Annotated in this window: 24 protein-coding genes; 9 read left to right on the forward strand and 15 right to left on the reverse strand. The window is 44.7% G+C overall.

Annotated elements, in window-relative coordinates; all coding sequences use genetic code 11:
• Positions 1-2: 2 nt before the first annotated feature.
• Positions 3-1,094, reverse strand: coding sequence for a uroporphyrinogen decarboxylase (gene hemE, locus ACGHAV_RS02980; RefSeq protein WP_334013879.1), 1,092 nt, complete (start codon positions 1,092-1,094; stop codon positions 3-5).
• A 267-nt stretch (positions 1,095-1,361) separates the two neighbouring features.
• Positions 1,362-2,195 carry an NAD(+) diphosphatase gene (nudC, locus tag ACGHAV_RS02985; RefSeq protein WP_390376245.1) on the reverse strand — a complete coding sequence of 278 codons (834 nt, stop codon included), beginning with the start codon at positions 2,193-2,195 and terminating at the stop codon, positions 1,362-1,364.
• Positions 2,196-2,374: 179 nt separating this feature from the next.
• Here nudC and rsd point away from each other — a divergent pair, with 179 nt between their 5' ends.
• The 5 genes from rsd to ACGHAV_RS03010 all read left to right on the forward strand — a co-directional run bounded on the left by rsd (position 2,375) and on the right by ACGHAV_RS03010 (position 5,529).
• On the forward strand, positions 2,375-2,821 hold the full coding sequence (gene rsd, locus ACGHAV_RS02990; protein ID WP_390376248.1) for a sigma D regulator: 447 nt from the start codon (positions 2,375-2,377) through the stop codon (positions 2,819-2,821).
• Between the two features lie 54 nt (positions 2,822-2,875).
• A complete protein-coding gene (locus ACGHAV_RS02995; protein WP_334013882.1) occupies positions 2,876-3,349 on the forward strand; it encodes a transcriptional repressor in 474 nt (157 codons plus the stop codon).
• Positions 3,339-3,803: a chemotaxis protein CheX gene (locus tag ACGHAV_RS03000; protein WP_390376251.1), complete on the forward strand. Its 465-nt coding sequence runs from the start codon at positions 3,339-3,341 to the stop codon at positions 3,801-3,803. The genes ACGHAV_RS02995 and ACGHAV_RS03000 overlap by 11 nt, the downstream gene beginning before the upstream one ends.
• Entirely contained in the window at positions 3,793-4,230 is a 438-nt protein-coding gene (locus ACGHAV_RS03005; protein ID WP_390376254.1) for a secondary thiamine-phosphate synthase enzyme YjbQ, read from the forward strand. Before ACGHAV_RS03000 ends, ACGHAV_RS03005 begins: the two co-directional genes overlap by 11 nt.
• 102 nt (positions 4,231-4,332) lie before the next feature.
• Complete coding sequence (locus ACGHAV_RS03010; protein ID WP_390376258.1) at positions 4,333-5,529, forward strand: OmpA family protein; 1,197 nt, start codon at positions 4,333-4,335, stop codon at positions 5,527-5,529.
• A 75-nt stretch (positions 5,530-5,604) separates the two neighbouring features.
• Here ACGHAV_RS03010 and dnaB read toward each other — a convergent pair whose 3' ends face one another.
• The 5 genes from dnaB to ACGHAV_RS03035 all read right to left on the reverse strand — a co-directional run bounded on the left by dnaB (position 5,605) and on the right by ACGHAV_RS03035 (position 9,888).
• Entirely contained in the window at positions 5,605-6,990 is a 1,386-nt protein-coding gene (gene dnaB / locus ACGHAV_RS03015) for a replicative DNA helicase (protein WP_390376260.1), read from the reverse strand.
• 114 nt (positions 6,991-7,104) lie between these two features.
• A complete protein-coding gene (locus ACGHAV_RS03020) occupies positions 7,105-7,623 on the reverse strand; it encodes a hypothetical protein (RefSeq protein WP_390376263.1) in 519 nt (172 codons plus the stop codon).
• Between the two features lie 190 nt (positions 7,624-7,813).
• Positions 7,814-8,800, reverse strand: coding sequence for a DUF4097 domain-containing protein (locus ACGHAV_RS03025; protein ID WP_390376266.1), 987 nt, complete (start codon positions 8,798-8,800; stop codon positions 7,814-7,816).
• A 13-nt stretch (positions 8,801-8,813) separates the two neighbouring features.
• The gene (locus ACGHAV_RS03030; RefSeq protein ID WP_390376268.1) at positions 8,814-9,320 is read right to left on the reverse strand and encodes a hypothetical protein; all 507 of its coding nucleotides are present in this window, start codon (positions 9,318-9,320) and stop codon (positions 8,814-8,816) included.
• Positions 9,313-9,888 carry an RNA polymerase sigma factor gene (locus ACGHAV_RS03035; protein ID WP_334013890.1) on the reverse strand — a complete coding sequence of 192 codons (576 nt, stop codon included), beginning with the start codon at positions 9,886-9,888 and terminating at the stop codon, positions 9,313-9,315. Before ACGHAV_RS03035 ends, ACGHAV_RS03030 begins: the two co-directional genes overlap by 8 nt.
• 123 nt (positions 9,889-10,011) lie before the next feature.
• Between ACGHAV_RS03035 and ACGHAV_RS03040 the strand changes: the two genes are divergently transcribed.
• Positions 10,012-10,650 (forward strand): MOSC domain-containing protein, encoded by a 639-nt coding sequence (locus ACGHAV_RS03040; protein WP_390376271.1) that lies wholly within the window; start codon positions 10,012-10,014, stop codon positions 10,648-10,650.
• Here the strand turns inward: ACGHAV_RS03040 and ACGHAV_RS03045 are convergent.
• The 7 genes from ACGHAV_RS03045 to rpsF all read right to left on the reverse strand — a co-directional run bounded on the left by ACGHAV_RS03045 (position 10,622) and on the right by rpsF (position 18,057).
• Complete coding sequence (locus ACGHAV_RS03045; RefSeq protein WP_390376274.1) at positions 10,622-11,038, reverse strand: hypothetical protein; 417 nt, start codon at positions 11,036-11,038, stop codon at positions 10,622-10,624. The genes ACGHAV_RS03040 and ACGHAV_RS03045 overlap by 29 nt on opposite strands.
• Positions 11,039-11,144: 106 nt before the next feature.
• On the reverse strand, positions 11,145-12,317 hold the full coding sequence (locus ACGHAV_RS03050; protein ID WP_390376277.1) for an MBL fold metallo-hydrolase: 1,173 nt from the start codon (positions 12,315-12,317) through the stop codon (positions 11,145-11,147).
• Positions 12,318-12,406: 89 nt separating this feature from the next.
• The gene (locus ACGHAV_RS03055) at positions 12,407-13,492 is read right to left on the reverse strand and encodes an efflux RND transporter periplasmic adaptor subunit (RefSeq protein ID WP_390376280.1); all 1,086 of its coding nucleotides are present in this window, start codon (positions 13,490-13,492) and stop codon (positions 12,407-12,409) included.
• A 12-nt stretch (positions 13,493-13,504) separates the two neighbouring features.
• Positions 13,505-16,630 (reverse strand): efflux RND transporter permease subunit, encoded by a 3,126-nt coding sequence (locus ACGHAV_RS03060; protein ID WP_390376283.1) that lies wholly within the window; start codon positions 16,628-16,630, stop codon positions 13,505-13,507.
• A 307-nt stretch (positions 16,631-16,937) separates the two neighbouring features.
• Entirely contained in the window at positions 16,938-17,390 is a 453-nt protein-coding gene (gene rplI, locus ACGHAV_RS03065) for a 50S ribosomal protein L9 (RefSeq protein WP_390376286.1), read from the reverse strand.
• Between the two features lie 26 nt (positions 17,391-17,416).
• A complete protein-coding gene (rpsR, locus tag ACGHAV_RS03070; RefSeq protein ID WP_012519954.1) occupies positions 17,417-17,644 on the reverse strand; it encodes a 30S ribosomal protein S18 in 228 nt (75 codons plus the stop codon).
• Between the two features lie 11 nt (positions 17,645-17,655).
• On the reverse strand, positions 17,656-18,057 hold the full coding sequence (gene rpsF / locus ACGHAV_RS03075) for a 30S ribosomal protein S6 (protein ID WP_014951120.1): 402 nt from the start codon (positions 18,055-18,057) through the stop codon (positions 17,656-17,658).
• Positions 18,058-18,302: 245 nt separating this feature from the next.
• Between rpsF and ACGHAV_RS03080 the strand changes: the two genes are divergently transcribed.
• The 3 genes from ACGHAV_RS03080 (at position 18,303) to ACGHAV_RS03090 (ending at position 21,064) form a co-directional block, all read left to right on the forward strand.
• Positions 18,303-18,590, forward strand: a complete 288-nt coding sequence (locus tag ACGHAV_RS03080; RefSeq protein ID WP_334013897.1) for a YebG family protein — start codon at positions 18,303-18,305, stop codon at positions 18,588-18,590.
• A gap of 315 nt (positions 18,591-18,905) precedes the next feature.
• On the forward strand, positions 18,906-19,658 hold the full coding sequence (locus tag ACGHAV_RS03085) for an ABC transporter ATP-binding protein (RefSeq protein WP_390376982.1): 753 nt from the start codon (positions 18,906-18,908) through the stop codon (positions 19,656-19,658).
• The gene (locus ACGHAV_RS03090) at positions 19,652-21,064 is read left to right on the forward strand and encodes an ABC transporter permease (RefSeq protein WP_390376292.1); all 1,413 of its coding nucleotides are present in this window, start codon (positions 19,652-19,654) and stop codon (positions 21,062-21,064) included. The genes ACGHAV_RS03085 and ACGHAV_RS03090 overlap by 7 nt, the downstream gene beginning before the upstream one ends.
• Positions 21,065-21,100: 36 nt before the next feature.
• On the opposite strand, the gene ACGHAV_RS03095 is transcribed toward ACGHAV_RS03090, so the two are convergent.
• The gene (locus ACGHAV_RS03095; protein ID WP_390376295.1) at positions 21,101-22,684 is read right to left on the reverse strand and encodes a methyl-accepting chemotaxis protein; all 1,584 of its coding nucleotides are present in this window, start codon (positions 22,682-22,684) and stop codon (positions 21,101-21,103) included.
• Positions 22,685-22,718 lie beyond the last annotated feature (34 nt).

The raw sequence follows: 22,718 nt of genomic DNA on the forward strand, positions 1-22,718 counted from the left end.
TGTTATTTGTGATATTGCTTGCTGAACTTGTGCACAGCTTCAACAAATACGCCTGCATTTTCTGGTGGCACATCTAAATGAATTCCATGTCCTAAATTAAATACGTGGCCAGTGCCTTCGCCATAACCCGCTAGAATTGTAGATACTTCCTCTTCAATTCGTGCTGCAGGGGCGTAAAGCATAGAAGGGTCCATATTGCCTTGTAGTGCTACTTTGTCACCAATACGAGCACGCGCCTCTTTAATGTCTATTGTCCAGTCTAGGCCAACAGCATCGCAGCCAGTTGCGGCAATAGACTCTAACCACATCCCACCATTTTTAGTGAATAAGGTTACCGGCACTTTTCGCCCTTCGCTTTCGCGAGTAAGGCCGTTTACTATGCGCTCCATGTACTGAAGCGAAAATTCTTTATAGTCGCGCGGTGAAAGTACGCCACCCCACGTGTCGAAAACCATAACAGATTGCGCGCCTGCTGCAATCTGAGCATTAAGGTATTCAGTAACAGAATCGGCTAGCTTCGCCAACAAAGCATGCAAGGTTGCAGGTTCCGCAAACGCCATTTTCTTAATCTTGGTAAAGGCTTTACTAGAGCCACCTTCAATCATGTACGTCGCTAGCGTCCAAGGGCTACCTGAGAAACCGATTAATGGTACTTCACCTTTTAACTCTCGACGAATAGTGCGCACTGCATTCATTACGTATTGTAATTCGCCCTCTGGATCGGGCAGCCCAATTTTATCTACATCGGCTTTACACGTAATAGGGTTTTTAAAACGTGGGCCTTCACCTGTTTCAAAGTAAAGTCCCAAGCCCATTGCATCGGGAATAGTTAATATATCTGAAAACAGAATGGCAGCATCAAGCGGAAAACGTCTTAATGGCTGAAGCGTAACCTCACATGCTAATTCTGCATTTTTGCAAAGTGACATAAAATCACCCGCTTCAGCGCGCGTAGCTTTATATTCAGGTAGGTAACGACCAGCCTGTCGCATCATCCATACAGGTGTCATATCTACAGGCTGCTTTAGCAACGCACGTAAATAACGGTCGTTCTTTAATGCAGGCTTTTCAATACTAGGAATATTTTGCGACATATAACTCACCTAAATAGCTCTAAATACAATGAACAAAGGCCGTGACGGCTCGAAGCCGAGGAGTATACCAGCATTATGTAAGGGGTGTGCTAAAACGTGACCTAAATTATGCTTCATGCGATGAAGATGAGACAAATTACGCTCAACATCACTTGAATTTGTAACTTGCAAGCGCTTTCATTGTTTGTTATTACTAGATTCGTAAGATAAAGAAGCCCTTCAAGGGACCGTGCTATACATACTGAAACCCTGCTTTTGCAGGGTTTTTTATTTGTTGCTAATTAGCGACAGTGTTTCTTCAATCAACTGCCCTGCTATAGAAATTTTAGGTGGGGTGTTAGGCAAATTATCTGCGTCAAACCACTGCGCATCATCAATTTCGTTTTCTTGGCAACGAATATCACCACCGTCATACTCAGCGATAAAACCTACCATTAAAGAGTGAGGGAATGGCCATGGCTGGCTGTTAAAATAGCGCAGGTTCTTTACGCGAACGCCCACTTCTTCGAATACTTCACGGTGCACAGCCTCTTCTAGACTTTCTCCGCTTTCAACAAAACCTGCCAATGTTGAATACATATTGGCCTCTTTGTGTCTTACGCCTTTTGCCAGCAGAATTTGCTGATTATTATGGATAGACACTATGATGCACGGTGACACACGTGGATAGCTTCGGTGGCCACATCGATGACAATGCATTGCCATTTCCCATTCTACTCTTTCGGCCTTAGCACCGCATTGGCCACAATATTGATGGGTACGAAGAAAGTGTATGTATTGCCATGCTCTGCCAATTACCGTGAACGCTATGTCTTGTTCAGTAAACAATAGAGAGCGAAGCGGTACGCGCTCCCATCCGTCTTCTTCGATATGCTGCGAGCCTAGGTCAACCACGAAAACTGGCACGTCTCGATGCGCCGAGTCGTTTAAAGGGGGAAGTTGATGGATATCATCAATATACGAATTCAGGAAAGGTAAATCGCTAAAATGCGCTACAGGTATAGTTTGAACACGTGTTTGAATAAGCAATTTGCCGCGGCTGAAAATAACCCACATGGCCTGTTGGGTGTCTAGATTCGCTTTACTTTGCTTAATCATCATTATTACTGCCTCCTGTTTTCGCCACTTACCTTAGCACAAATACAACAATATCTAACAAGTCACACTGTGGTAAATATTGCTCAAATACGGCTCATGTTATTCTTTTTCGCGCAAAATTTGTGTCACAAGTGCACAGTGTTATACTGAGAATAGGAGTCTCTTAATAGGTAACCATTAACATGTTGCAGCAACTAGAGAACGTTAAGAATAAGTGGGGCGGAAAACACCAAGTAATTGATAAATGGTTGCTTGAACGCCAAGCATTGCTTGTTTCGTACTGCAACCTTGCGGGTATCAATCAGAATAATGGCTGTTTGCCCGACGCAGATAAAATTTCGCAGTTTTGCGACGCATTGATGGATTACCTGTCGGCAGGACATTTTGAAGTGTTCGATATCATCGCTGGAAATGACAGCGCGGGTGAGGCGTTGAAAGAGCAACTTTACCCAAAGCTCAAAGAAACTACTGACGCATCACTCTTATTTAATGATACGTTTGCAGATGCTGTAACGGCAGAGCAAGCGTCACACTTCGATGCCGCGCTTGCGCAACTGGGCGAAACCCTAGAGGAACGCTTTGCCCTCGAGGACGAGCTCATAGCTCATGTTCACACTCACGAGGCGTGATCCTTAAACAGAGCTTTACAATAACAATGAAGGTAGAGTTGACGGTTACCATTAATGAATAAAACCACACTTATCCACAAGGCACGTGCTTATTGCGAGCAACGTGGCGCTAGATTTACCCCTTTGCGAGAAAAGGTTTATGAAATACTCGTGTCGAAACATGGTCCTATGGGCGCGTACGATCTTTTGGACTCATTGAAAGAGACTGAATCAAGCGCCAAACCAGCAACGGTTTACCGTGCATTAGACTTTCTTCTCGATTTCGGGTTCATCCATCGCTTAGAGTCAACCAACGCCTTTGTTGCATGTTACCATTTTGGTTGCAATCACCCGGTACAGTTTCTTATTTGCGACAGTTGCGGTGATGTCGCGGAAATTCAATCTGAAGGTTTACAGGAAACGCTTGAGAATCAAGCGCAACAACACGGTTTTCGTGTATCAAAACAAACAATAGAAGCACATGGATTATGCGCAGACTGCCAACAAACGGAAGATAGCCCTATCAAGGAGAATGCACATGAATGCTGATTTTGTGAACCCGTTTATTGCCGGTTTGCTTAATGTTATGGAAACAATGGCGCAGACCACACTTACGCCAGGAAAGCCTAAACGCAAACAAGACGATATCGCAAAAGGCGATGTGTCTGGTCTCATCGGTATGGTGGGCCCAAACGTGCGCGGCTCTATGTCTATTACGTTTGACGAGTCGCTTGCACTCACCATTATGGAAAGAATGGTTGGTGAGCGTCCAGAAAAACTCGACGCTGAAGTGGGCGACATGGTGGGTGAGGTTACCAACATGATATGCGGAAACGCCAAGCGAGACCTTGCAGAGCGAGGCTTTGAATTTGGCATGGCAACGCCTATTGTAGTGTCAGGAAAACAGCACTCTATTAGCCACCAAGTAGACGGCGCAAAGATTATACTTCCTTTCTTATGCGATGAAGGCCGAGCTCACTTGGAAATCTGTTTTGACAAATAATTTCTGGCAGTCTGAAAAAATTACACTGCCAGCATATCCCCGCGGTTTTCACCTTATCACTGATAAAGTGACAACCGCCATACCCAGTATAAAACAGGTGGAAGTAGGTTTACTTCACCTATGGCTTCAGCACACAAGTGCAAGTCTTACGGTAAACGAAAACGCAGATCCTACCGTAAGACAGGACATGGAAGCCTTTTGTAATTATGCGGTAAAGGAAAATTTATCTTTCTTTCAACATACTTATGAAGGAGATGATGATATGCCTGCGCATTTAAAATCGAGTATACTAGGCTGTCAGGTTACGATCCCTGTCCAACAAGGCAGACTTGCATTGGGCACTTGGCAAGGTATCATGCTTGGTGAGCACCGTAATAGCGGTGGTAGACGTACAATTATTGCCACATTACAAGGGATTGCAGCCTAACCCATATTATAAATGGCACAACTTGTGCTAGCCATATTGGCTAAACACAACATAAAAAATTATCAAAATTGATAATCACTCAACGTTAAACAGGATGTGACTATGAAACAGCACTTTAAATTGGCAGCGCTATCAATTGCAATGCTTACCTCTACGCACGCTCTTGCACAAGAAACAGCTGAACCTGAATACAAGCACTGGTTTGGTATGTCTGGCATGTACTACAACACTGATTCTGCTCGTCCAGCATCACTTACACCAAACGGCACCTATGACGATGGTCGCGGTGTTTCTTTTGAATATGGCTTTCGCTTCACACAAAGCTGGGCAGCACGTCTAGAGTACACTGCGCTTGGTCTAGATACTGTATCTGGCGGCGAAGAGAACGGCGCTTTAGTAGGTGTCGATGCATTATACTTCGCGCCAAACGATGCATGGTATGTTTTCGGTGGTGTTAAACGTCAAACTGCTGGTGTTTCAACTACGCTAGGTAACATGGGTATTGGTAAACACTGGGACCTTGCAGATTCTGTAAAAGTAATTACGGAAATTGCGACTTATCACGATTTCGGTGATGACTACAACGACTACAGCTTAAAACTAGGTTTTGCTGTTCCATTTGGCAAAAGCACACCTGCTGCGCCAGTAGACAGCGACAACGACGGCGTTGTAGATGGTAAAGACCAGTGCCCTATGACACCAGCTGGCGTTCGTGTTGACGCAATGGGTTGTAACGTTGATAACGACAACGACGGCGTAATGAATAGCGTTGACCAATGCCCTAATACACCGGCTGGTACAAAAGTAGATTCTACAGGCTGTGCTATTAAAGACGCTGATAAAGACGGCGTAGTAGACAGCAAAGACATGTGCCCTGACACACCTGCAGGCGTTAAAGTAGACGCTAAAGGTTGTACATTGTTTGATGAAGAAACGGTAGAAATCACGCTACGCGTTCTTTTCGACAACGAAAGTGCTGTAGTTAAAATGCCTAAGGATCCTGAAATTTCAGAATTCGCAGAATTCATGAAGCAGTATCCATCTACCACAGCAGTTATCGAAGGTCACACTTCTGCGCCAGGTGCAGAGTCGTACAACATGGACCTTTCAGAGCGTCGTGCAGCTAACTTTAAAGAAGTAATGGTTGATATGTACGGTATCGACAGCTCACGCCTTGAAACGATTGGTTACGGTGAAACACAACTTCTTGATACGGCGAGCAACGCTGAAGCACACCGTATTAACCGTCGTATCTCTGTAACGGTTAAAGGTACTGTGAAAGTAGCTGAAGAAAAATAATTCAGCTAACTAGCTAAAGAAAAGGCGCCATCAGGCGCCTTTTTTGTTCCTATTTATCGACTTTAACAGGCTAACTTAATATTCATCAGCGATAGCTGGGCCAGCGTAGTTGTCGAAACGCGAGAATTGCCCTTGGAATGTTAAACGGCAAGTACCGATAGGGCCATTACGCTGCTTACCAATAATAATTTCTGCAATGCCTTTGTATTCGCTGTTTTCATGGTAGACCTCGTCGCGATAGATAAACATGATAAGGTCGGCGTCCTGCTCGATTGACCCTGATTCACGAAGGTCTGAGTTAACCGGACGTTTATCAGCACGCTGCTCTAGCGTACGGTTAAGCTGAGAAAGCGCCACTACTGGCACTTCTAACTCTTTCGCCAACGCTTTTAGTGAGCGCGAGATTTCTGCTATTTCTAATGTACGGTTATCGCTTAACGACGGTACGCGCATTAACTGAAGATAATCCACCATGATAAGGCTTATACCACCACGCTCTCTAGCCAACTTCCTCGCTCGGCTTCGAACGTCCATTGGGGTCAACCCGGATGAGTCATCAACAAACAGACAATCTTTGTCTTTTAACATCGCCATGGTGTTTGAAATACGCGCCCAGTCTTCATCATCTAGTTGCGCAGTACGAATTTTGGTTTGATCAACACGGCTTAATGATGCAAGCATACGCATCATGATTTGTTCCGACGGCATCTCCAAGCTAAATACCAGTACTGGTTTGTCTTCCGCTAGCATTGCGTTTTCAACCAAGTTCATGGCAAACGTGGTTTTACCCATTGAAGGACGTGCCGCCACAATAATAAGGTCTGAAGGCTGAAGGCCACTGGTCATTTTATCAAGGTCGGAGAAACCAGACGTAACACCGGTTACGTCTTTATTGGTTTTTACTAACTCTTCCAAGCGGTCTATGGTTTTGCCAAGAATAGACTCAACGTCGCGAGGGCCTTCGTTTTCGCCTGTTCTGCGTTCGGCAATCTCGAATACTTTACTCTCAGCTAAATCAAGGATATCGGCGCTATTTCTTCCTTCGGGGTTATAACCCACTTCGGCAATTTCGTGCGCAACGCCAATCAGTTCTCGTGTAATAGCACGCTCACTGATGATTTGAGCGTACGATACAACGTTCGCAGAGCTCGGGGTATTTTTGGCAAGTTCACCTAAGTAGGCAAAACCACCTGCGTCGTCTAACTCGTCGTGTTTTTCCAGCTCTTCCGACACGGTAATCAGGTCGATAGGCTGACTGCTATTAAGCAAGCGGGTTATTGCACGGAAGATAATTTGGTGAGAACGATTATAAAAGTCATTGTCGGAAACAAGTTCGGCAACTTTATCCCAACTTTCGGGGTCGATGAGCATGCTTCCTAAAACAGATTGCTCCGCCTCGATACTATGAGGTGGAACCTTCAATTTTTCTACATTCTTATCGCCTTTAGGAGCAGAAGCCACAATACAACCTTATAACGTCGAACAAAAGTCAGTTGGTTATTATGCGCTTTTCGAGCTCTTCCCTCAATACGGGAACTCAGGAATTAGGGTAAAAACAAGAAAATTGAATTACTGCTAAAACACGGCTTTTTCAAGTTTTAAGAAGGTACCGTCAACATGGGTATAAGCTAGCGTATTTTCTTGATACAAAAGCTGTGAGCCAATTGAAACGCCATCGTTTGAGCATGATAGCTCAACTAAACTGATTTTATCATTAGAGAAGCCTAACAACGCATAGGAAACCTTGTAGTCTAATTCAATTGCCGATGGCGCTATTGTGCGCTCGGTGTACGTTGGTGCTTCACACAGATATTGGTCTAATCGCGCCGATACAGACGAATAAACCACCGAGCTACCAAGAAACTCATTTGGTTGGGCCGCACTCGATTGGGCCACGCCCAACTGGGCTACATTTGGCTGCGTTGTATGTTGAGTGGTTTCAACAGGCGGATGCGCTGCAGTCACTACCCAGGTACCTTCGTAATACGCGGGCTCATGCATTGCACAACCCAGCGTAAGCGCAGAAATGCTTAATGCACCTAGTACCAAGCTATGAAATCGCCAAAAGCGCTTTAAGTGCCCAATAATATTCAACTCGTTCTCCCGTATAATGACTTTTTAAAAACGACATCGGCAACTATGAGCAGTACACATTTACCATTAAAAGCTATCTTCTAAACACAAAAAAGGCTGCACTGATGCAGCCTTTTGCCAGTTGATTAATAAATATGGACAAAATTTACCATTTCAACTTATTTTAACGATTGTAATGGTGCTTACTTATTCACTTTTGGTCTAGAACAATTCGTCCGTGCACGGTTGAGATGTCTACATCAGCCGCACCGCCGTTATTGATAAAGCGAAGCGAGCGGCTAGGACCATACTTAGGCTTTTTAGCTTGCACATCACTGATTTTATTGATGATGTTACCACCAGCATGCGCACCAATATCAAATTGTGCAGACACATTTGGCTGGAATTGAAACTCCATTGCGCCGCCCACTGAATTAGCGTTTACGCGACCATTAGCATTTATTGATAAACTAGCAAACGTGCGGCCGTTTACGGTATCAATATCCAATGAGTCCACATCACCAAGTGCTAAATCGATGCGACCGTTCACCGTTTCAACCGTTACGTCTGGGCTATTAGTCTTTACTTCAACCTTACCGTTAACCGAGGTAAACGACACCGACGTGCTTCCAGTATGCTCAACATCTAAATCGCCATTAACGCTTTCAACTTCCAATCGTCCGCGAACGTTTTTAAGTTCTATATCGCCGTTCACCGACTCCACTTCAACACGCTCTGCAATGTCTTGAAGCATTACGTCGCCGTTAACTACTTCAACATCAACTGCACGAGTAATGCCACTTGCTTTAACATCTGCATTTACCGCAGTGTAATGTAAGTCGCTTGACGCAGGCACATAAATGGTAAGGTCGTCACCGTCTTTCACTTTCTTGTACCAGCTTTGGCTGCTGCGCTCTACTTCGACATGAATAACTACTACATCACCGCGCTGCTCAAAGATAAACTCTTCTGTTCGTTCACCTAACTCTCCAGTTACACGAACCTGCGATTTGTCCCATACACGTATTTCTGCCTTACCGTTAACGTGCTCAATGTCTACCTTCGGCGAACTAGATGTATCTATGGTTTTATCTATCATCTCGCCCGCGTAAACATTGGCGGCAATGGTAAGTAATAGCGTTACGCCAAATGCTTTTGCTACATTTTGAGAAAGTGTTGTCTTTAATATTGATTTCATCATCATACCCTTTTTAAATTTGCTGCCACTTTGGCGCGTGCACTCGCTCAATTAAGGCAATTTGCTGTTGATATACATGGTGCAACATTTTAATTAATGCCGAATTGTCAGGATCTTCCTTCAACGCTAACTTAACGGCATCTGCTGCATCGTCTAATTCTTTCAATTGTTGTTGCCAGTCTTGTGTTAAAGCTGGCGTACTTTCATAGCTAGCCAATAAGCTATTAACCTGCTGCTGTTGTTGCGTACTAAGCGCCTCTATCAGAGCATAAGTATCGGCCTGTGTGTTCTCGGTTTTAAATGCCAACGGCGCAGACAGCCAGATAACGGTAACTAAACATACGCTAGCGGCAATGGCCAGCCATTGATTATTCGTTACACCATTACTGCTTTGCTTCTCTTTTCCATTACGCTGTGCTTCAATACCAAGCTCTACGCCACGAAACAAATCTCGCTCAGGCGGCTTCTCTTTTGCAAGGCTGTTGAGTTGTTGAGAAAGCTGTTCATCGAAATTACTCATCGCCATACCCCATGTAATCTTTTAACAATTGCTTTGCACGAAAGAACTGTGCTTTGCTTGAGCCCACTGCCATATCGAGCATGGATGCAATGTCTTCATGCCGATAGCCCTCGATGGCGTGCAGTACGAATACCATTCTTGCTCGCTCGGGAAGCCTCACTACCATGGCTTCTAAATCTATATCAGTACTCTGCGATTCTGCCGCCATATCGTGAATACCGCTGGACTCTAAATTGAACATCCGCTGCACCCAACCTTTCTGCTTTCGAATGTAAGAAATCGTAATATTTGCCGTTACGCTGTGAAGCCACGTTGAGAATTGGCTTTGCCCTTCAAAGTTATCCAGCTTTCGCCAAAGCTGAATAAACACTTCTTGAGCCGCATCCTCTGCCATGCCTTTTTCGCCAGTGAGTCGGTAACACAAAGCATACACACGACCAATATGCATATCGTACAGTTGGCGAAAGGCATGTTTACTGCCTCGCTTTGCTTCCGATATCCAGTGGTCTTCGTCTTGCTTACCAAACACCACATTGGCGTGAACTACACGTTGTTGGGTGTGTTCCATTGTCTTCTCATATTCTTTACGTACTTTTCTGCTTTTTAAGCATCGCACTTGTTAGTGTTATAGAGTTAGTCGTACCCTATAGTAGAAAGGTTTAAATAAACAAAATATTTTTTTGGAGAAACCATGCTAACCACCTTCACTGTTGATGCTTTATTTGCTGGAAAGCCAAAGCCATTAGGGCCTAGAGGCGCACCAAGCAGTATAGTTAAAAGCCCGGTTAACACCTTAACTGTCAATATCGACGGTACCAATGAAGATGTACAAGCAAACAAAAAGCTACACGGCGGCCCAGAAAAGGTACTGCATCAATTTGCCCCTATAAACTATCTGACACTGGCAAAACATTTTCCCGACGGTGCTTTTGAAAAGGGCAGCATTGGAGAAAATATCAGTGTTGAAGGCATGGATGATTCAACAGTATTTATTGGCGACATTTGGCAATTTGGAGAGGTTGAACTTCAAGTGAGTGCCCCCCGAGCACCATGCAGCAAAATATCTCAACGCTTTGAAATAAAGAATTTGGATAGGTTCGTAGGCGAACGAGGGATAACAGGCTGGTACTACCGTGTACTTAAAACCGGCGTAATTCATGTTGGCGATTCCGTGACGTTACTTAAACGTCAAGAGAACTCGGTAAACGTACATACGCTCATGCAGTGCACACATTTAAAAACCGATAAAGCGCTGGCTGCTGAGCTTGCTTCATTGGCTGTATTAGATGATGAATGGCGCACTAAATGCGAGAAAGTAGCGAGTAGGTAATACCGTCAAAAACCTCTATTATGTGATGTGTTCTATTCTCAATGAATGGCGCTACTTGCGCTTCTAATTTTGAAGTGAGTGAGAGTAGCGCGTTCGGTGAGTTAGCATATAGTCGTAGCTCGCATACGTCGCCATTCCAGTAAACGAAATAGCCCACTTCTTTCGCAGTATAGCTCTCAAAAATATCGTCGAGTTCGCGGGCAAGCGTCATTCTTTTTGCAGCTTCAGGAACGTAAAACTCAATGCTTGTAGTGCAGCTTTCCTCACAAGACTTATAGGCAGGTAGCGTTGGCGCGGGCTCTTGCTTTAAGAAATAGCCGCACACGCCAATATACATTAGAAAGGCGATAACCAAGCCAGAAAAAGAAGCTGTTCTAGATTTAAACATTTTTCGTCCCTGAAAAAACTTCACCAAAGGGCGTTTGATGTTCAAATATTAGCCACGGCAGCCCGTAAGTGCAAGTGAATGTTTAAACGCTTGTTTGAAGGTAATTTTAAAATGAAGTGCTATCACCTTCATTTAATACTACCCAAGGCATTGATGTATTAAGTTGCTGTTTCATGTGCAAAAGACGAAAAAGGGCTGAGTGTGATGTTTTATCGCCCATACGCCAAGTCGCGTTTCCAAAGCCCCAGGGGATAACAACCTTACACCCCAGTTCATTCGACGCCACAATGGCATCTTCTGGTGTAGTGTGCACTTTTCTGTACCACCTAGGAGACTCTTCGCTGTGATAGGACGCAATTGGAAGCAGACAAATGTCGATATTCCCGTAGCGTTCATTTATGGTTTTAAAATGCGCTGAATACCCGGTGTCTCCAGCAAAATAAACGCGTTTACCATTGTGTTCTATTAACCATCCTCCCCACAGCGACGCGTTGTTATCCTCGTACAAGTAAGGCACCCATATACGATTACTAAAATGATGGGCTGGTACAAAATGTATTTGTGTATCGGCAAGCGCGTAAGACGCATACCACGGCATTTCGTTTATGCTGTAGCCATTATTTGGGAAATGTTCAGCAAAACCTAGCGGTACTAAATACTCGGTGTTGTTGCCAATTGTTTCAATATCGCTTTTATTAAAATGGTCGTAGTGAATGTGGGAATACAAAACCGCATCTGTTTGCATAATATCGCGCTGGCTTAACGTTGCAGGCATGTTTCTATTGAACCCTTCGGCCAAACGAAACGCCCAGTTTACCGGCCAGTCGAACTGCCCAAAAACAGGATCTACAAGAATTTGCTTGTTGTCGGGCGTTTTTATCACGAATGTAGCGTGTCCTAGCCATGTAATGTCGAAGCCCGTATTTAACTGAACCTTCGGGCGCTTCCCCACATATTGGCAATCCTGCATGTTGCTTTGGCACTTAATGTCCTCGTGAGGCGGGTAACAATTACCAGTGCAGGTAACGGGATAGTTTTTAACGTCGTCATACAGGTTGCGAAATCTATCTTCGTACCCCTCATGCTCGCTATATCTAACTTGTGAAGACTCTGATGAAACACGGTTAACCGTGTTGGTAGTTGAACAACCAAGGCTTACTAAAAGCGCAGCAGCACATAGGCATAGGTATTTCACAGATAAACCTTTTTTATTGTTGCCAATGTGCTTTTTATTGACGAGCTTTCTATTAACAAGAACTTTACCGAAGAAGAATTGCATTATTTCACCCACTACTGTCTACGTTGGTTACTTTACCGCACATTTCCTATTTCGGGTTGGTTCTTGTTACCACTAAACGTAAGAAAATATTAATTTTTTGCCGTTAATGTTGTACCTGTCTCTTCGAATCGTACCTTTTGGCCAGCACGCAATCTTTCTGCGCCTCTTACAACAACATACTGTAGTGGGTTCACATCACCGAACACTTCAATGCGCTCGCCTAAACCAACGCCTGTGCGCACCTTAATTTGCTGTGCTTCGTTGTTATCATTTAGCTGATAAATAAAGGTGCCCGTCTTTCTTAGCACAAGCGCGTCTCGCGGAATGGTTACGCCGTTGTGGGTGTCGCTGCTAGGTAAAGCAACTCTTACCGCGCTACCAATAGGAAAGTCGCCAGACTTTATGGCAATGCGAAGCTCCATCATCCTAGAGTTGGTATTACCAACAGGCACAATAGCCCTTATCGATTCTTCAACTTGATGCGTTTTGCTGTGCACATTAACGGGCATCCCACGCTTGATAAACGGAAGTACGGTTAATGGTGCGCGTACCTGTACTTCGATATTCTCTGGATTAACAACCCTTATTAAATCTTGCCCTACGCCGGTATATTCTCCGGGTGCTTTTAATCGTTCTACTACAAGCGCGGTATAAGGTACTTTAATTTGGCTCTGATCGATTTGATATTGCGTAAAGGCTAAATCAAGCTCTGCCTTTGCAAGTCCTTGTTTGGCGTTTTCTAAGTCGGCGTAAACCGTATCAAGCTCTCCGCGTGAGAGATTATTGTTCGCCTGTAGGTTTTTAAAACGCGATAATCGTGTTTCAAATAACGACACCTGAGACTGCCACAGTGCAATATCGGACTTATTTTGATTTAGCGTAATAGTCAAACGTGTATCGTCTAACGTTGCCAGTGGCCGCCCCGCTTCAATCACATCGCCAACGTTTGCCATCCATGTAATGCGACCATCTACTTCCGATGCTAAGTTTGCATCGGTTTGACTTAAGATAGTGCCCGGCACCCATGTTAACTGCGATATAGCTTGTTCCTTAGCTTCATCTACCTGCACCAGCACTGGTGCTGGCGTGTTTTCTTGCGCTGCTACAGTACTAGAAACCACCAACGCACTCCCAGTGCATAAGCCGAATATGGCTGCTTTTATTAATGCTTTCATGAGAGATATTCCTTATAAATGATCGCTGTGTTTTTTGAGTTTGGCTGCCTGAGAAGTACTTCCAGCCGCATTGTCGACTTGGGATATACGCGCTTTTTCAGGCATTTTCATTCGTAATAACGTGGGTAATAGAAGAAGCGTGAATACGGTACTTACGGTCATTCCACCAACAATTACTGCGGCTAAACCGCGATAAATGACACTTCCAGCACCAGGCAATAACAGTAAAGGAAGCATGCCGAAGATAGAGGTAAACGTACTCATAAAAATAGGACGAAGACGAAGTAAAACTGCTTGTTCCACCGCTTCATCTCGCGTTAGCCCAGCGTGTTCACCCAAGCGAGTTTGATGCACAAGCAAAATGGCATTATTCACCACTAGCCCTAGCAAAATAATGAAGCCAATCATGGTCAGCAAGTCCATGGGCTGGAAGGTGAATACATTCATAATTCGAATTGCTAGCACGCCACCAATTGTCGCTAGTGGAATAGACAGCACCACTAACACACTGTCTTTCAGCGACTTAAACAAACCTGCCATTAGCAACAGTAGTAAAACCATAGCGAACATAAAGTTATCAGCCATAGAAGCAATAGCGCCTTTTAGACTATCTGCACTGCCACCATAGGTAATAGACCCGTCTACCGGCATCATTGCCATAATGGCAGGCTCTACTTCCGACTTAATAACCGCCATTGCATCTTCTAAACTCATGCCCTCTGGTGGATTCACGTTTACGGTTAATGTACGACGACCATCAATACGCTGAATCCGACTTGGCCCCACTGCACGCTGAATTTCAACTAATTCACCTAATTGAACGACTTCGCCAACCGGCGTCATTAACGGCGTACTGTTTACTTCTTCCGGCGTAGCCCAAGGCTCTGAGCGAAAGATAATGTTCATGCGTTTAACACCGTCGAAGTATTCGCCTACGTACATGCCATCGCCCATTGCGCGTACAAGACTACCCATTGCACCTCGATTAAGGCCAACTTCCATCATGCGTGCATCATTAGGATAAAAACGAAGCTCAGGCTCAGCTTGCTCTAGCGACGGATTAGCTCTGGCGTTCGCATTTGGAAAGACTTCGCGTAGCTTATCTAGCCCGGCTTGTGCGGCCACGCCAAGCATGTCTTGGTCTATGCCCTGCAAGTGAATATCGATAGAACGACCATTACCAAAACCACCGAAAAGGTTTCCTTGCTGAGCAAATGCCTGTGTATCGGGAAGGTCTTTTAAAATCTCGTCGCGAACGATAGCTTCAAGTTCTTTCACCTTCGATTGGTCCTTAGCTCTTACACCAAGCGTGCCGCCATTAGGCCAAGTAATAATGTAGTAGTTCTTAAGCGCAGGTTGCTTGTCACCGTCCATGTAGGGTTTAAGGCGTTCGACAACAACAGGAATAACTTCCTCAGAGATGAAGTTCTCGCTTGCACCTGCCGGCAAACTTAAGAAAGCGTCAACAGCATCACGCTTCACAGGCGGTAAGTAATCCATTGACGGCATAAGCATTACGCTGCCAGCCACAGGCACTCCCATAAGCGTAAGCACCAGTATTATTCGACGGGTCTGCGTGGCAGAAAGTCGCATTATATTGCCGGTGATTTTTGCCCATAGCCGTTGAAGGCTATCTTCTGGCATATCGCCCTTCAAGTAACGAGATGCCACAACAGGTAGCACAGTAACGGCAACAACAAGCGACATGCATACGGCAATAGCAATGGTTAACGCTAAGTCTGCAAAAAGCTGACCTTCTACATCTTCTAGAAACATCACGGGTATGAATATAGCTACGGTTGTCGCCGTTGACGCCATTAACGCGCCAAACACTTCTTTTGTACCTTTATATGCGCTCTCTTCATCGCTTGTCACACTCGTGCGAGTTCGCACTATGTTTTCAAGCACTACTATCGCCGCATCTAGCACCATTCCTACCGCGAAAGCTAAACCAGCAAGAGAAATAATGTTAAGTGAACGCCCTGTAATTTGTAGAACAACAAAGGTGCTTAATAAAGAAATGGGAATGGCTAGTGCCACGATAAGTGTGGCGCGAAGCTGTCGCATAAATGCCCACAGAATTCCTATGGCCAACAGTACGCCAATAAACAGGTTGCTAGTAACCAACTGTACTGCTCTGTAAATAAATACCGACGCATCGAAGCTTTGTACCATTACCAACTGTTGGGGTGCTAGGTCGCTCTCGTTTATTTGGGCAACTCTGTCTTTTACCGCTTCTAATGTTGCAAGCACATTGGCGTCATTTTGTCTGTCTACACGGATTGAAATAGCTGGGTTACCGTTTTGCACGCTAGCATTAGCGCCATCAGCCCTAGTTATCTTGATATCTGCAATATCATTTAGCCTAATAGGGCTTCCATCTCGCCATTCAAGGATCATCTCGCCCATTTGCGTGGGCTGATAGCGCCCCTCAAAGCGCAACGTATAACGACGACGACCAACATCCACAAAGCCGCCAGATACGTCATTTGCTCGCCCGAGTTCATTAGCAACAGCCGTTAAATCAATACCAAGCTGAGCAGCCTTAAAAGGGTCGAATACAATTTGAAACTCCTCAACACCACCTACACCGCTTTCCATTCTTGCGCGAGCAACCCCAGGAATACTTTCTAATTGTGGTTTAATGACATCAGTAAAGTATGTTACGTATGAGTTAATTTCATTCGGGTTACCAGGCAACCGTTGTAAGAAAAAATAAGTGAGAGCAGGCGCATCGCCACCGCTGCCTGCCAGCATGATATTAGGTGACAACGCGTCTCGCGGAAGCGGTGGTAAACGGTTCATACGGCTAATGACTTCAATTAGCGTTTTTTGCATGTCGGTGCCTAAACCAAACTCCAAGTTAATCCATGCATTACCTTGGTTTGACCAAGTTCGCATTGACTCTAAACCTGGAATACCCTGCAGCACCTCTTCTTGTGGCTCAATGATTTCCGATTCAATTTCTAGTGGTGATGCGGCACGCCACGAGGTTTGAATGTTGATATTCGGACGTTCGATATCGGGAAACAACTGAACAGGTAAGTTAAACAAGCTATAAAGCCCAAGAAACACTAATAAAGCGATCCCTATGCCTACGCCAGTTGCGTTTTTAATTGCGAGCTTTGTAATGTCCATCTCGATGCACTTATGCTTTTTATTGTCCGGTTCACTATAGGTCGCACAAGTGACAGAAAAAGTTTAAAGCCGCGACAATAAGATTTTTAGCGACTATTAACATTTATTTAATATTTGGCCCAAGAACCGCTATTTATCGCAGATAATTGAACGGATAAAACAGGTTATTTATCGGAACGTGACACAAATAATTACAAGTACAGAGGCAAGGTTTTTTGAATAGATTTGTGAGTAGACAGTGTTGAAGCTATCTTCAGGCACAAAAAAAGCCGCTCAAAAGAGCGGCTTTTTTCAAATACGTCAGCGCTTACGCTTCAGCAATGATGATCACTTTGATTGAAGTGATAACGTCAGAGTGAAGTTGTAAGTCGATGTCATACTCACCAGTTTCACGAAGTGTACCAGTAGGTAGTTTAACTTCTGCTTTAGCAACTTCAACGCCAGCTGCAGTAATTGCATCAGCGATGTCACGTGTGCCAACAGAGCCAAATAGTTTACCTTCGTCACCAGCAGGAGCTGCGATAGTAACTTCAGCAAGCTCAGCAACTTTCTCAGCGCGTGCATTTGCAGCAGCTAGTTGCTCAGCAATTTTCGCTTCAAGTTCAGCACGACGTGCTTCAAACTTTTCTACGTTGCCTTTAGTTGCAGGAACCGCTTTACCCTGTGGGAAAAGGAAGTTACGAGCGTAACCAGACTTAACAGTCACTTGGTCGCCCAGGCCGCCAAGGTTGGCGATTTTATCTAGTAGGATGATATTCATCTTAGCTAACCCTTATTTTCGCCAAATTACTTGTGTGAATCAGTGTACGGAAGCAACGCAAGGAAACGTGCGCGCTTAATCGCAGAAGACAGCTGACGCTGATATTTTGCGCTTGTACCAGTAATACGGCTAGGGACAATTTTACCGCTCTCAGTGATGTAGTTCTTAAGAGTAGCGATATCTTTGTAATCAATCTCAGTCACACCTTCTGCAGTGAAACGGCAGAACTTACGACGTCTGAAAAAACGAGCCATGGGTGATCTCCTTAAGCGTTGTCTTCAGTGGTTTCAGTTTTCTTTTCCGCGCGGTCTTGGCGAGGAGCAGAATCGTCACGACGCTCACGACGAGGCTCTTCTTTCATCATTGGAGAAGGCTCAGTCACAGCAGTCTTAGTGCGCATAACCATGTTACGTAGGATCACGTCGTTGAAACGGAAAGCATTTTCCAGCTCATCAACAGCTTCTGCAGATGCTTCAGCATTGATTAGTACGTAGTGGGCTTTGTGCAGCTTTTCAATTGGGTAAGCCAGTTGACGACGGCCCCAATCTTCTAAACGATGAATCTGACCACCGTCTTGCTTTAGGATTGTGGTATAACGCTCGATCATACCAGGTACTTGTTCACTCTGATCAGGGTGAACCATAAATACGATTTCGTAATGACGCATTATAGCTCCTTACGGTTGTAGCCTCGACAGTACAGCCGACTGTATGGAGACAAGGAACGAATTGGGATGGCTGTAAGGGCGCGCATTATACGCAGCAGTTGTAAATTGCACAAGCATTAATCACCTTAAAAACATCGCCAATGCCGCACCAGCAAATAAATTTAACAGTGCAATGCGAAATACTGTTTATTTATACAGTATATTGTTGTACAGTTTTTGTGTCTTTAAAAAACAGGGGACCTACCATGGCCATTACTACACAGTACGTTGTAACACACAAAGGGGTAGAAAAATTGGTAACTACCGACAAAAAAGAAGCCGATCAATACGACAAAATGCTAGACGCAGCGGACAACTTGGCCGAGTACATCAATGCTAAAGGCATTAAGCTTGAAGATAATGTAGTAGAGGAACTCACTATTATGTTGTCGAAAAATAAAGACAAAATAAGCAAAATATTTAAAGGCGCAACTGCAGATAGCGTGCTAGAAGACGAAAGCGCGGAAGTGGTTAAGCTTCAAGCCAACGGCTAACACAATGAGCGCCGACTCATGGCTAAAATAGTAAGTTGAAACACACGAAATCCCGCTAGTAGCGCCACAGTGTGTTTCAATTGCCTTCTCTAATCTCACACAGGTTAGAAATCAATTTTCACTAGCGTCAATTCAAACTGTTTCTTCTCAAAATAAAACGTCACTTTTAAATAAGATGCCGCTCCAATTAGTTATTTGATAACATAACGACGTCGATATCAGCAAAGCGCTGATCTTAGTGTTGAGTTGCACACGTTACGGCTAATCGAAAGTCTTATAGTAGACTTTGTTTGGTCTACACGAATGAAAAGCGTGATGAATTTGGTAGGGGCAGACGTGTCGAATAGCAAAACAGATGAAAAAGCGCCAGCGTTAGCGGTAAACATTGATGCACTAACGTTCAGTTACACTAAAGGTAGCCCGCCCATACTTTCTATACCTCAATGGAAAGTGCCTAGTAATCAACATGTATTCTTATCGGGCCCTTCTGGCAGTGGTAAAAGTACCTTACTTAACCTTCTAAGTGGTACGTTAAACCCTACAAGCGGTAATATCACTTTGTTAGACAAGCCTTTCTCTTCGCTATCACCACGTCAACGAGACAAATTTCGTGCACAGCATATCGGTGTGGTATTCCAACAATTCAACCTTATTCCGTATTTATCGGTTGAGCAAAACATTAAAGCAGCGGTGTATTTCGCTAAAAAAGGCGCATCCATTACCGAAATGTACGAACGCATGCTTACACTGATTGATGCGCTTCGTCTTCCAACATCGGTATTAAAACAAAAAGCTGATGCACTGAGCATAGGTCAACAACAGCGAGTTGCTATTGCTAGAGCGCTAGTTAATAACCCCGAGCTATTGATAGTTGACGAACCCACATCAGCATTAGATACCGCGGCAAGAGATAGCTTTATGACTTTGCTTAAGAGCGTTGCAAAAGACAGCACCATGATTTTTGTAAGCCACGACATGGGTATGGCCTCGCACTTCGATACTACATTCAGTATTAGTGACTTGTCGGACACAAACAATTCACAGCCGACGGGAACGTTATTATGTTAGGCAGTATTGCGCTTGAAAGTTTAAAACGTAGACGCAGTACGGCGCTGCTTACGCTTATTAGTATCACCATTAGTATTAGCTTATTAATTTCTGTAGACATTATAAGAACGCAAGTGAAAAGCAGTTTTACCAGAACGGTATCAGGCGTTGATCTAATTGTTGGTGCGCCGAGCGGGCAGCTAAACTTATTGCTTTCTTCAGTGTTCAACATTGGGACGCCAACAAAAGGAATAGAATGGGAAAGCGTAGCCGCGCTAAAAAATAATCGACAAGTAGATTGGATAATTCCACTTTCTCTTGGTGATACCCACCGAGGATTTCGTGTTGTTGGCACGACAAACGCTTTTTTTACGCACTTTAAGTACGGTGATAAGCAAACACTAACCTTTAAAAACGGCGCAATGTTCAATACACCACTTGCTACTGTAGTGGGTGCCGACATTGCCGCAGACCTCGGCTACAAAGTAGGTGATAGCATTATCATTTCCCACGGCTTGGGTAATGTGTCGTTTAATAATCACGATGAACACCCTTTTGTAATTTCAGGCATATTGCAGAAAACAGGGACACCCGTAGACAAAGCCGTATACGTAACATTAGAAGGCCTTGAGAAAGCGCATAGTCCACATCAGGGACATGGCAGTGCCTCTACAGGCATTACCCGCCCAAGCGCAATACAAAACCCCGTATCCGAGCATGAGCATGAGCATGAGCATGAGCATGAGCATGAGCATGAGCATGAGCATGAGCATGAGCATGAGCATGAGCATGAGCATGAGCATGAGCATGAGCATGAGCATGAGCATGAAAATGCTACAGAAAGCTTGGAAGACTACAACGTTAATGCCTTTACTCCGGAACAGGTTTCCGTAGTGATGATCGGGCTTAAAAACCGCGTAACGGCTTTGCAGCTTCAATATCGTATAAACCAAAATAAAACCACGCCGCTAATGGCTATTCTTCCCGGAATGACGCTGGCTGAACTTTGGCAAATTATGGGTAATATAGAGGCACTTCTACTTGGGCTTTCAGCACTTATTGTGGCCTGTGCACTTATTGGCCTATCCACCATGCTGCTAGCGTCTATGCGAGAACGATATCAAGAAATCGCAGTGTTGCGCTCTATTGGCGCAGGTCCAGGTACCTTGCTGCTACTTATTCAATTGGAAGCCATGCTTTTAGCAGTAATAAGCACGGCACTTAGCGTAGGGTTGGTTGTTGCAATAATGGCGCTAATCAAACCATGGTTAAGCAGCGAATACGGAATATTCTTAAGTGGCGCGCTATTGGGTAAAAGCAGCCTTATAATTATTGCTCTGATGCTGTTTGCCACCTATTTAGTATCGCTATTTCCAGCGATAGCGGCCTACAGACGAGGTCTTCACTCTGGGTTATCTGGCAGATAGGAAATAAGAGTGGTGACGATTAGCAAGTGGGTGGAGCTATTCGCCCACCCGCCTATTAGTGCTAAAACGAGTAATTAGCTCGTGTACTTGATTAACAGTTTGGCGTAAATCATCACTAGCGGCTAGCGATGCTTCCGATGAACGCTGAGTTTCAGCCGCGCCATCTGCCACTTCAACAAGCTGTTTGTTGATATGCTCAGCCACCGTACTCTGCTGCTCTACAGCTGACGACATTTCAACAGTAGCGTCTGCAATACCTTTTACAGCGTTGTTTATTTCAAGTAGTGCCCCGCGTGTTTCTTCGACAATAGCGCTGCCGTGCTCCGCTGACGCTAGCCCTTCTGTCGACACGCGTACTGCGCGATCTGAGCGCTCGGCCAGTTCGGTAATGATATTGTGTATTTTGTCCGTAGATTCACGTGTTTTCGATGCTAGTGTGCGCACTTCATCTGCCACCACGGCAAAGCCACGTCCTTGTTCTCCAGCTCTCGCAGCTTCAATGGCGGCGTTAAGCGCCAACAAATTGGTTTGCTCCGCGATGGTAGAAATGATGTTAGCGGCTTCACCGATATCACTGGTTGACTGCGCCAGCTCAGTAACAGTTTCAGAAATAGACTCAACCGCCTTGCGCAGAGAAACAATGGCTTGCATGGCTTCTTCTGCTTTTTGGTTTCCTCTATTTACGTTTTCAGCCGCCGTTTGCGAACTCTTAGCGTTACTTTCAACACGCTCAGCTACCTCTTGAATAGCTTGGCTCATTTGCGTAACCGCTGATGCGATTTGTTGTGTTGCCTGATTTTGTTGAACTACCGCTGCACTGGTGTTTTCTGCCTGTTCGTGGGTTGTGCTAGAAATATGCTCTAAACCATCAGAGGCGTCTTTAATGCGAGCTAATGCAGTTCGCGTTCTCGCTAACTCGCACCCCATAGCAAGTTTAGCCTGTGCCAAGTGCGGGGCATCGGGGAAATAAGACTGTGCTACAACCTCATTGTGATAGCTCTCAGGGCTTAGATTTAATAGCTCGTTCCACTCACTACGGTTTTTCATGTCTTGCGCAACCGTTAACACACCAATTGCAACGAGCGTGATTAAACTGGGCACCAGGCCTGTCATTACCCCCATTACAATGGCAAGTAAAAGGCCAATAAGTAAAGACGGCCAGACTCTTCCAGCTGTTTGCGTGAAACGCTTAGTAGCACCAATCGCCGACTTTCCAGCCTGCATTCTTTCATAAATAGAAGAAGCGCGTGCAATTTCGTCAGGGAGTGCCGGTACACGTACCGACTCGTAGCCAGATATTGTTGTACCTTCGTAAACAGGTGTTACAAATGCAGATACCCAATAATGGTCGCCATTTTTCCTTCTGTTTTTTACAAGCCCAAGCCAACATTGCCCCGACTCCAATGTTCTCCACATTTCTTTAAAAACAGGCGCAGGCATATCTGGGTGGCGAATAAGATTATGGTTTTTACCTATTAACTCTTCGCGGCTGAACCCACTCGCTTCAATAAACTCTTTATTGCAATGTTTGATAACACCGCGTTTGTCTGTTGAAGAAATAAGCCTATGGTGAGAGGGAAATTTGTACTCTTTTTGAGTAACAGGCTGGTTATTTCTCATTGTACGCGTTCTCCGTCCAGTGAAGTCTGTTCCG

Source organism: Alteromonas sp. MTD1 (assembly GCF_042848195.1).
Taxonomy (GTDB): domain Bacteria; phylum Pseudomonadota; class Gammaproteobacteria; order Enterobacterales; family Alteromonadaceae; genus Alteromonas.

Bases quoted from the DNA above. Each gene is read 5' to 3' on its own strand.
- hemE (WP_334013879.1), bottom strand. From the start codon at position 1,094: ATGTCGCAAAATATTCCTAGTATTGAAAAGCCTGCATTAAAGAACGAC.
- nudC (WP_390376245.1), bottom strand. From the start codon at position 2,195: ATGATGATTAAGCAAAGTAAAGCGAATCTAGACACCCAACAGGCCATG.
- rsd (WP_390376248.1), top strand. From the start codon at position 2,375: ATGTTGCAGCAACTAGAGAACGTTAAGAATAAGTGGGGCGGAAAACAC.
- ACGHAV_RS02995 (WP_334013882.1), top strand. From the start codon at position 2,876: ATGAATAAAACCACACTTATCCACAAGGCACGTGCTTATTGCGAGCAA.
- ACGHAV_RS03000 (WP_390376251.1), top strand. From the start codon at position 3,339: ATGAATGCTGATTTTGTGAACCCGTTTATTGCCGGTTTGCTTAATGTT.
- ACGHAV_RS03010 (WP_390376258.1), top strand. From the start codon at position 4,333: ATGAAACAGCACTTTAAATTGGCAGCGCTATCAATTGCAATGCTTACC.
- ACGHAV_RS03025 (WP_390376266.1), bottom strand. From the start codon at position 8,800: ATGAAATCAATATTAAAGACAACACTTTCTCAAAATGTAGCAAAAGCA.
- ACGHAV_RS03030 (WP_390376268.1), bottom strand. From the start codon at position 9,320: ATGAGTAATTTCGATGAACAGCTTTCTCAACAACTCAACAGCCTTGCA.
- ACGHAV_RS03035 (WP_334013890.1), bottom strand. From the start codon at position 9,888: ATGGAACACACCCAACAACGTGTAGTTCACGCCAATGTGGTGTTTGGT.
- ACGHAV_RS03040 (WP_390376271.1), top strand. From the start codon at position 10,012: ATGCTAACCACCTTCACTGTTGATGCTTTATTTGCTGGAAAGCCAAAG.
- ACGHAV_RS03045 (WP_390376274.1), bottom strand. From the start codon at position 11,038: ATGTTTAAATCTAGAACAGCTTCTTTTTCTGGCTTGGTTATCGCCTTT.
- ACGHAV_RS03050 (WP_390376277.1), bottom strand. From the start codon at position 12,317: ATGCAATTCTTCTTCGGTAAAGTTCTTGTTAATAGAAAGCTCGTCAAT.
- ACGHAV_RS03055 (WP_390376280.1), bottom strand. From the start codon at position 13,492: ATGAAAGCATTAATAAAAGCAGCCATATTCGGCTTATGCACTGGGAGT.
- ACGHAV_RS03060 (WP_390376283.1), bottom strand. From the start codon at position 16,630: ATGGACATTACAAAGCTCGCAATTAAAAACGCAACTGGCGTAGGCATA.
- rplI (WP_390376286.1), bottom strand. From the start codon at position 17,390: ATGAATATCATCCTACTAGATAAAATCGCCAACCTTGGCGGCCTGGGC.
- rpsR (WP_012519954.1), bottom strand. From the start codon at position 17,644: ATGGCTCGTTTTTTCAGACGTCGTAAGTTCTGCCGTTTCACTGCAGAA.
- rpsF (WP_014951120.1), bottom strand. From the start codon at position 18,057: ATGCGTCATTACGAAATCGTATTTATGGTTCACCCTGATCAGAGTGAA.
- ACGHAV_RS03080 (WP_334013897.1), top strand. From the start codon at position 18,303: ATGGCCATTACTACACAGTACGTTGTAACACACAAAGGGGTAGAAAAA.
- ACGHAV_RS03085 (WP_390376982.1), top strand. From the start codon at position 18,906: ATGAATTTGGTAGGGGCAGACGTGTCGAATAGCAAAACAGATGAAAAA.
- ACGHAV_RS03090 (WP_390376292.1), top strand. From the start codon at position 19,652: ATGTTAGGCAGTATTGCGCTTGAAAGTTTAAAACGTAGACGCAGTACG.
- ACGHAV_RS03095 (WP_390376295.1), bottom strand. From the start codon at position 22,684: ATGAGAAATAACCAGCCTGTTACTCAAAAAGAGTACAAATTTCCCTCT.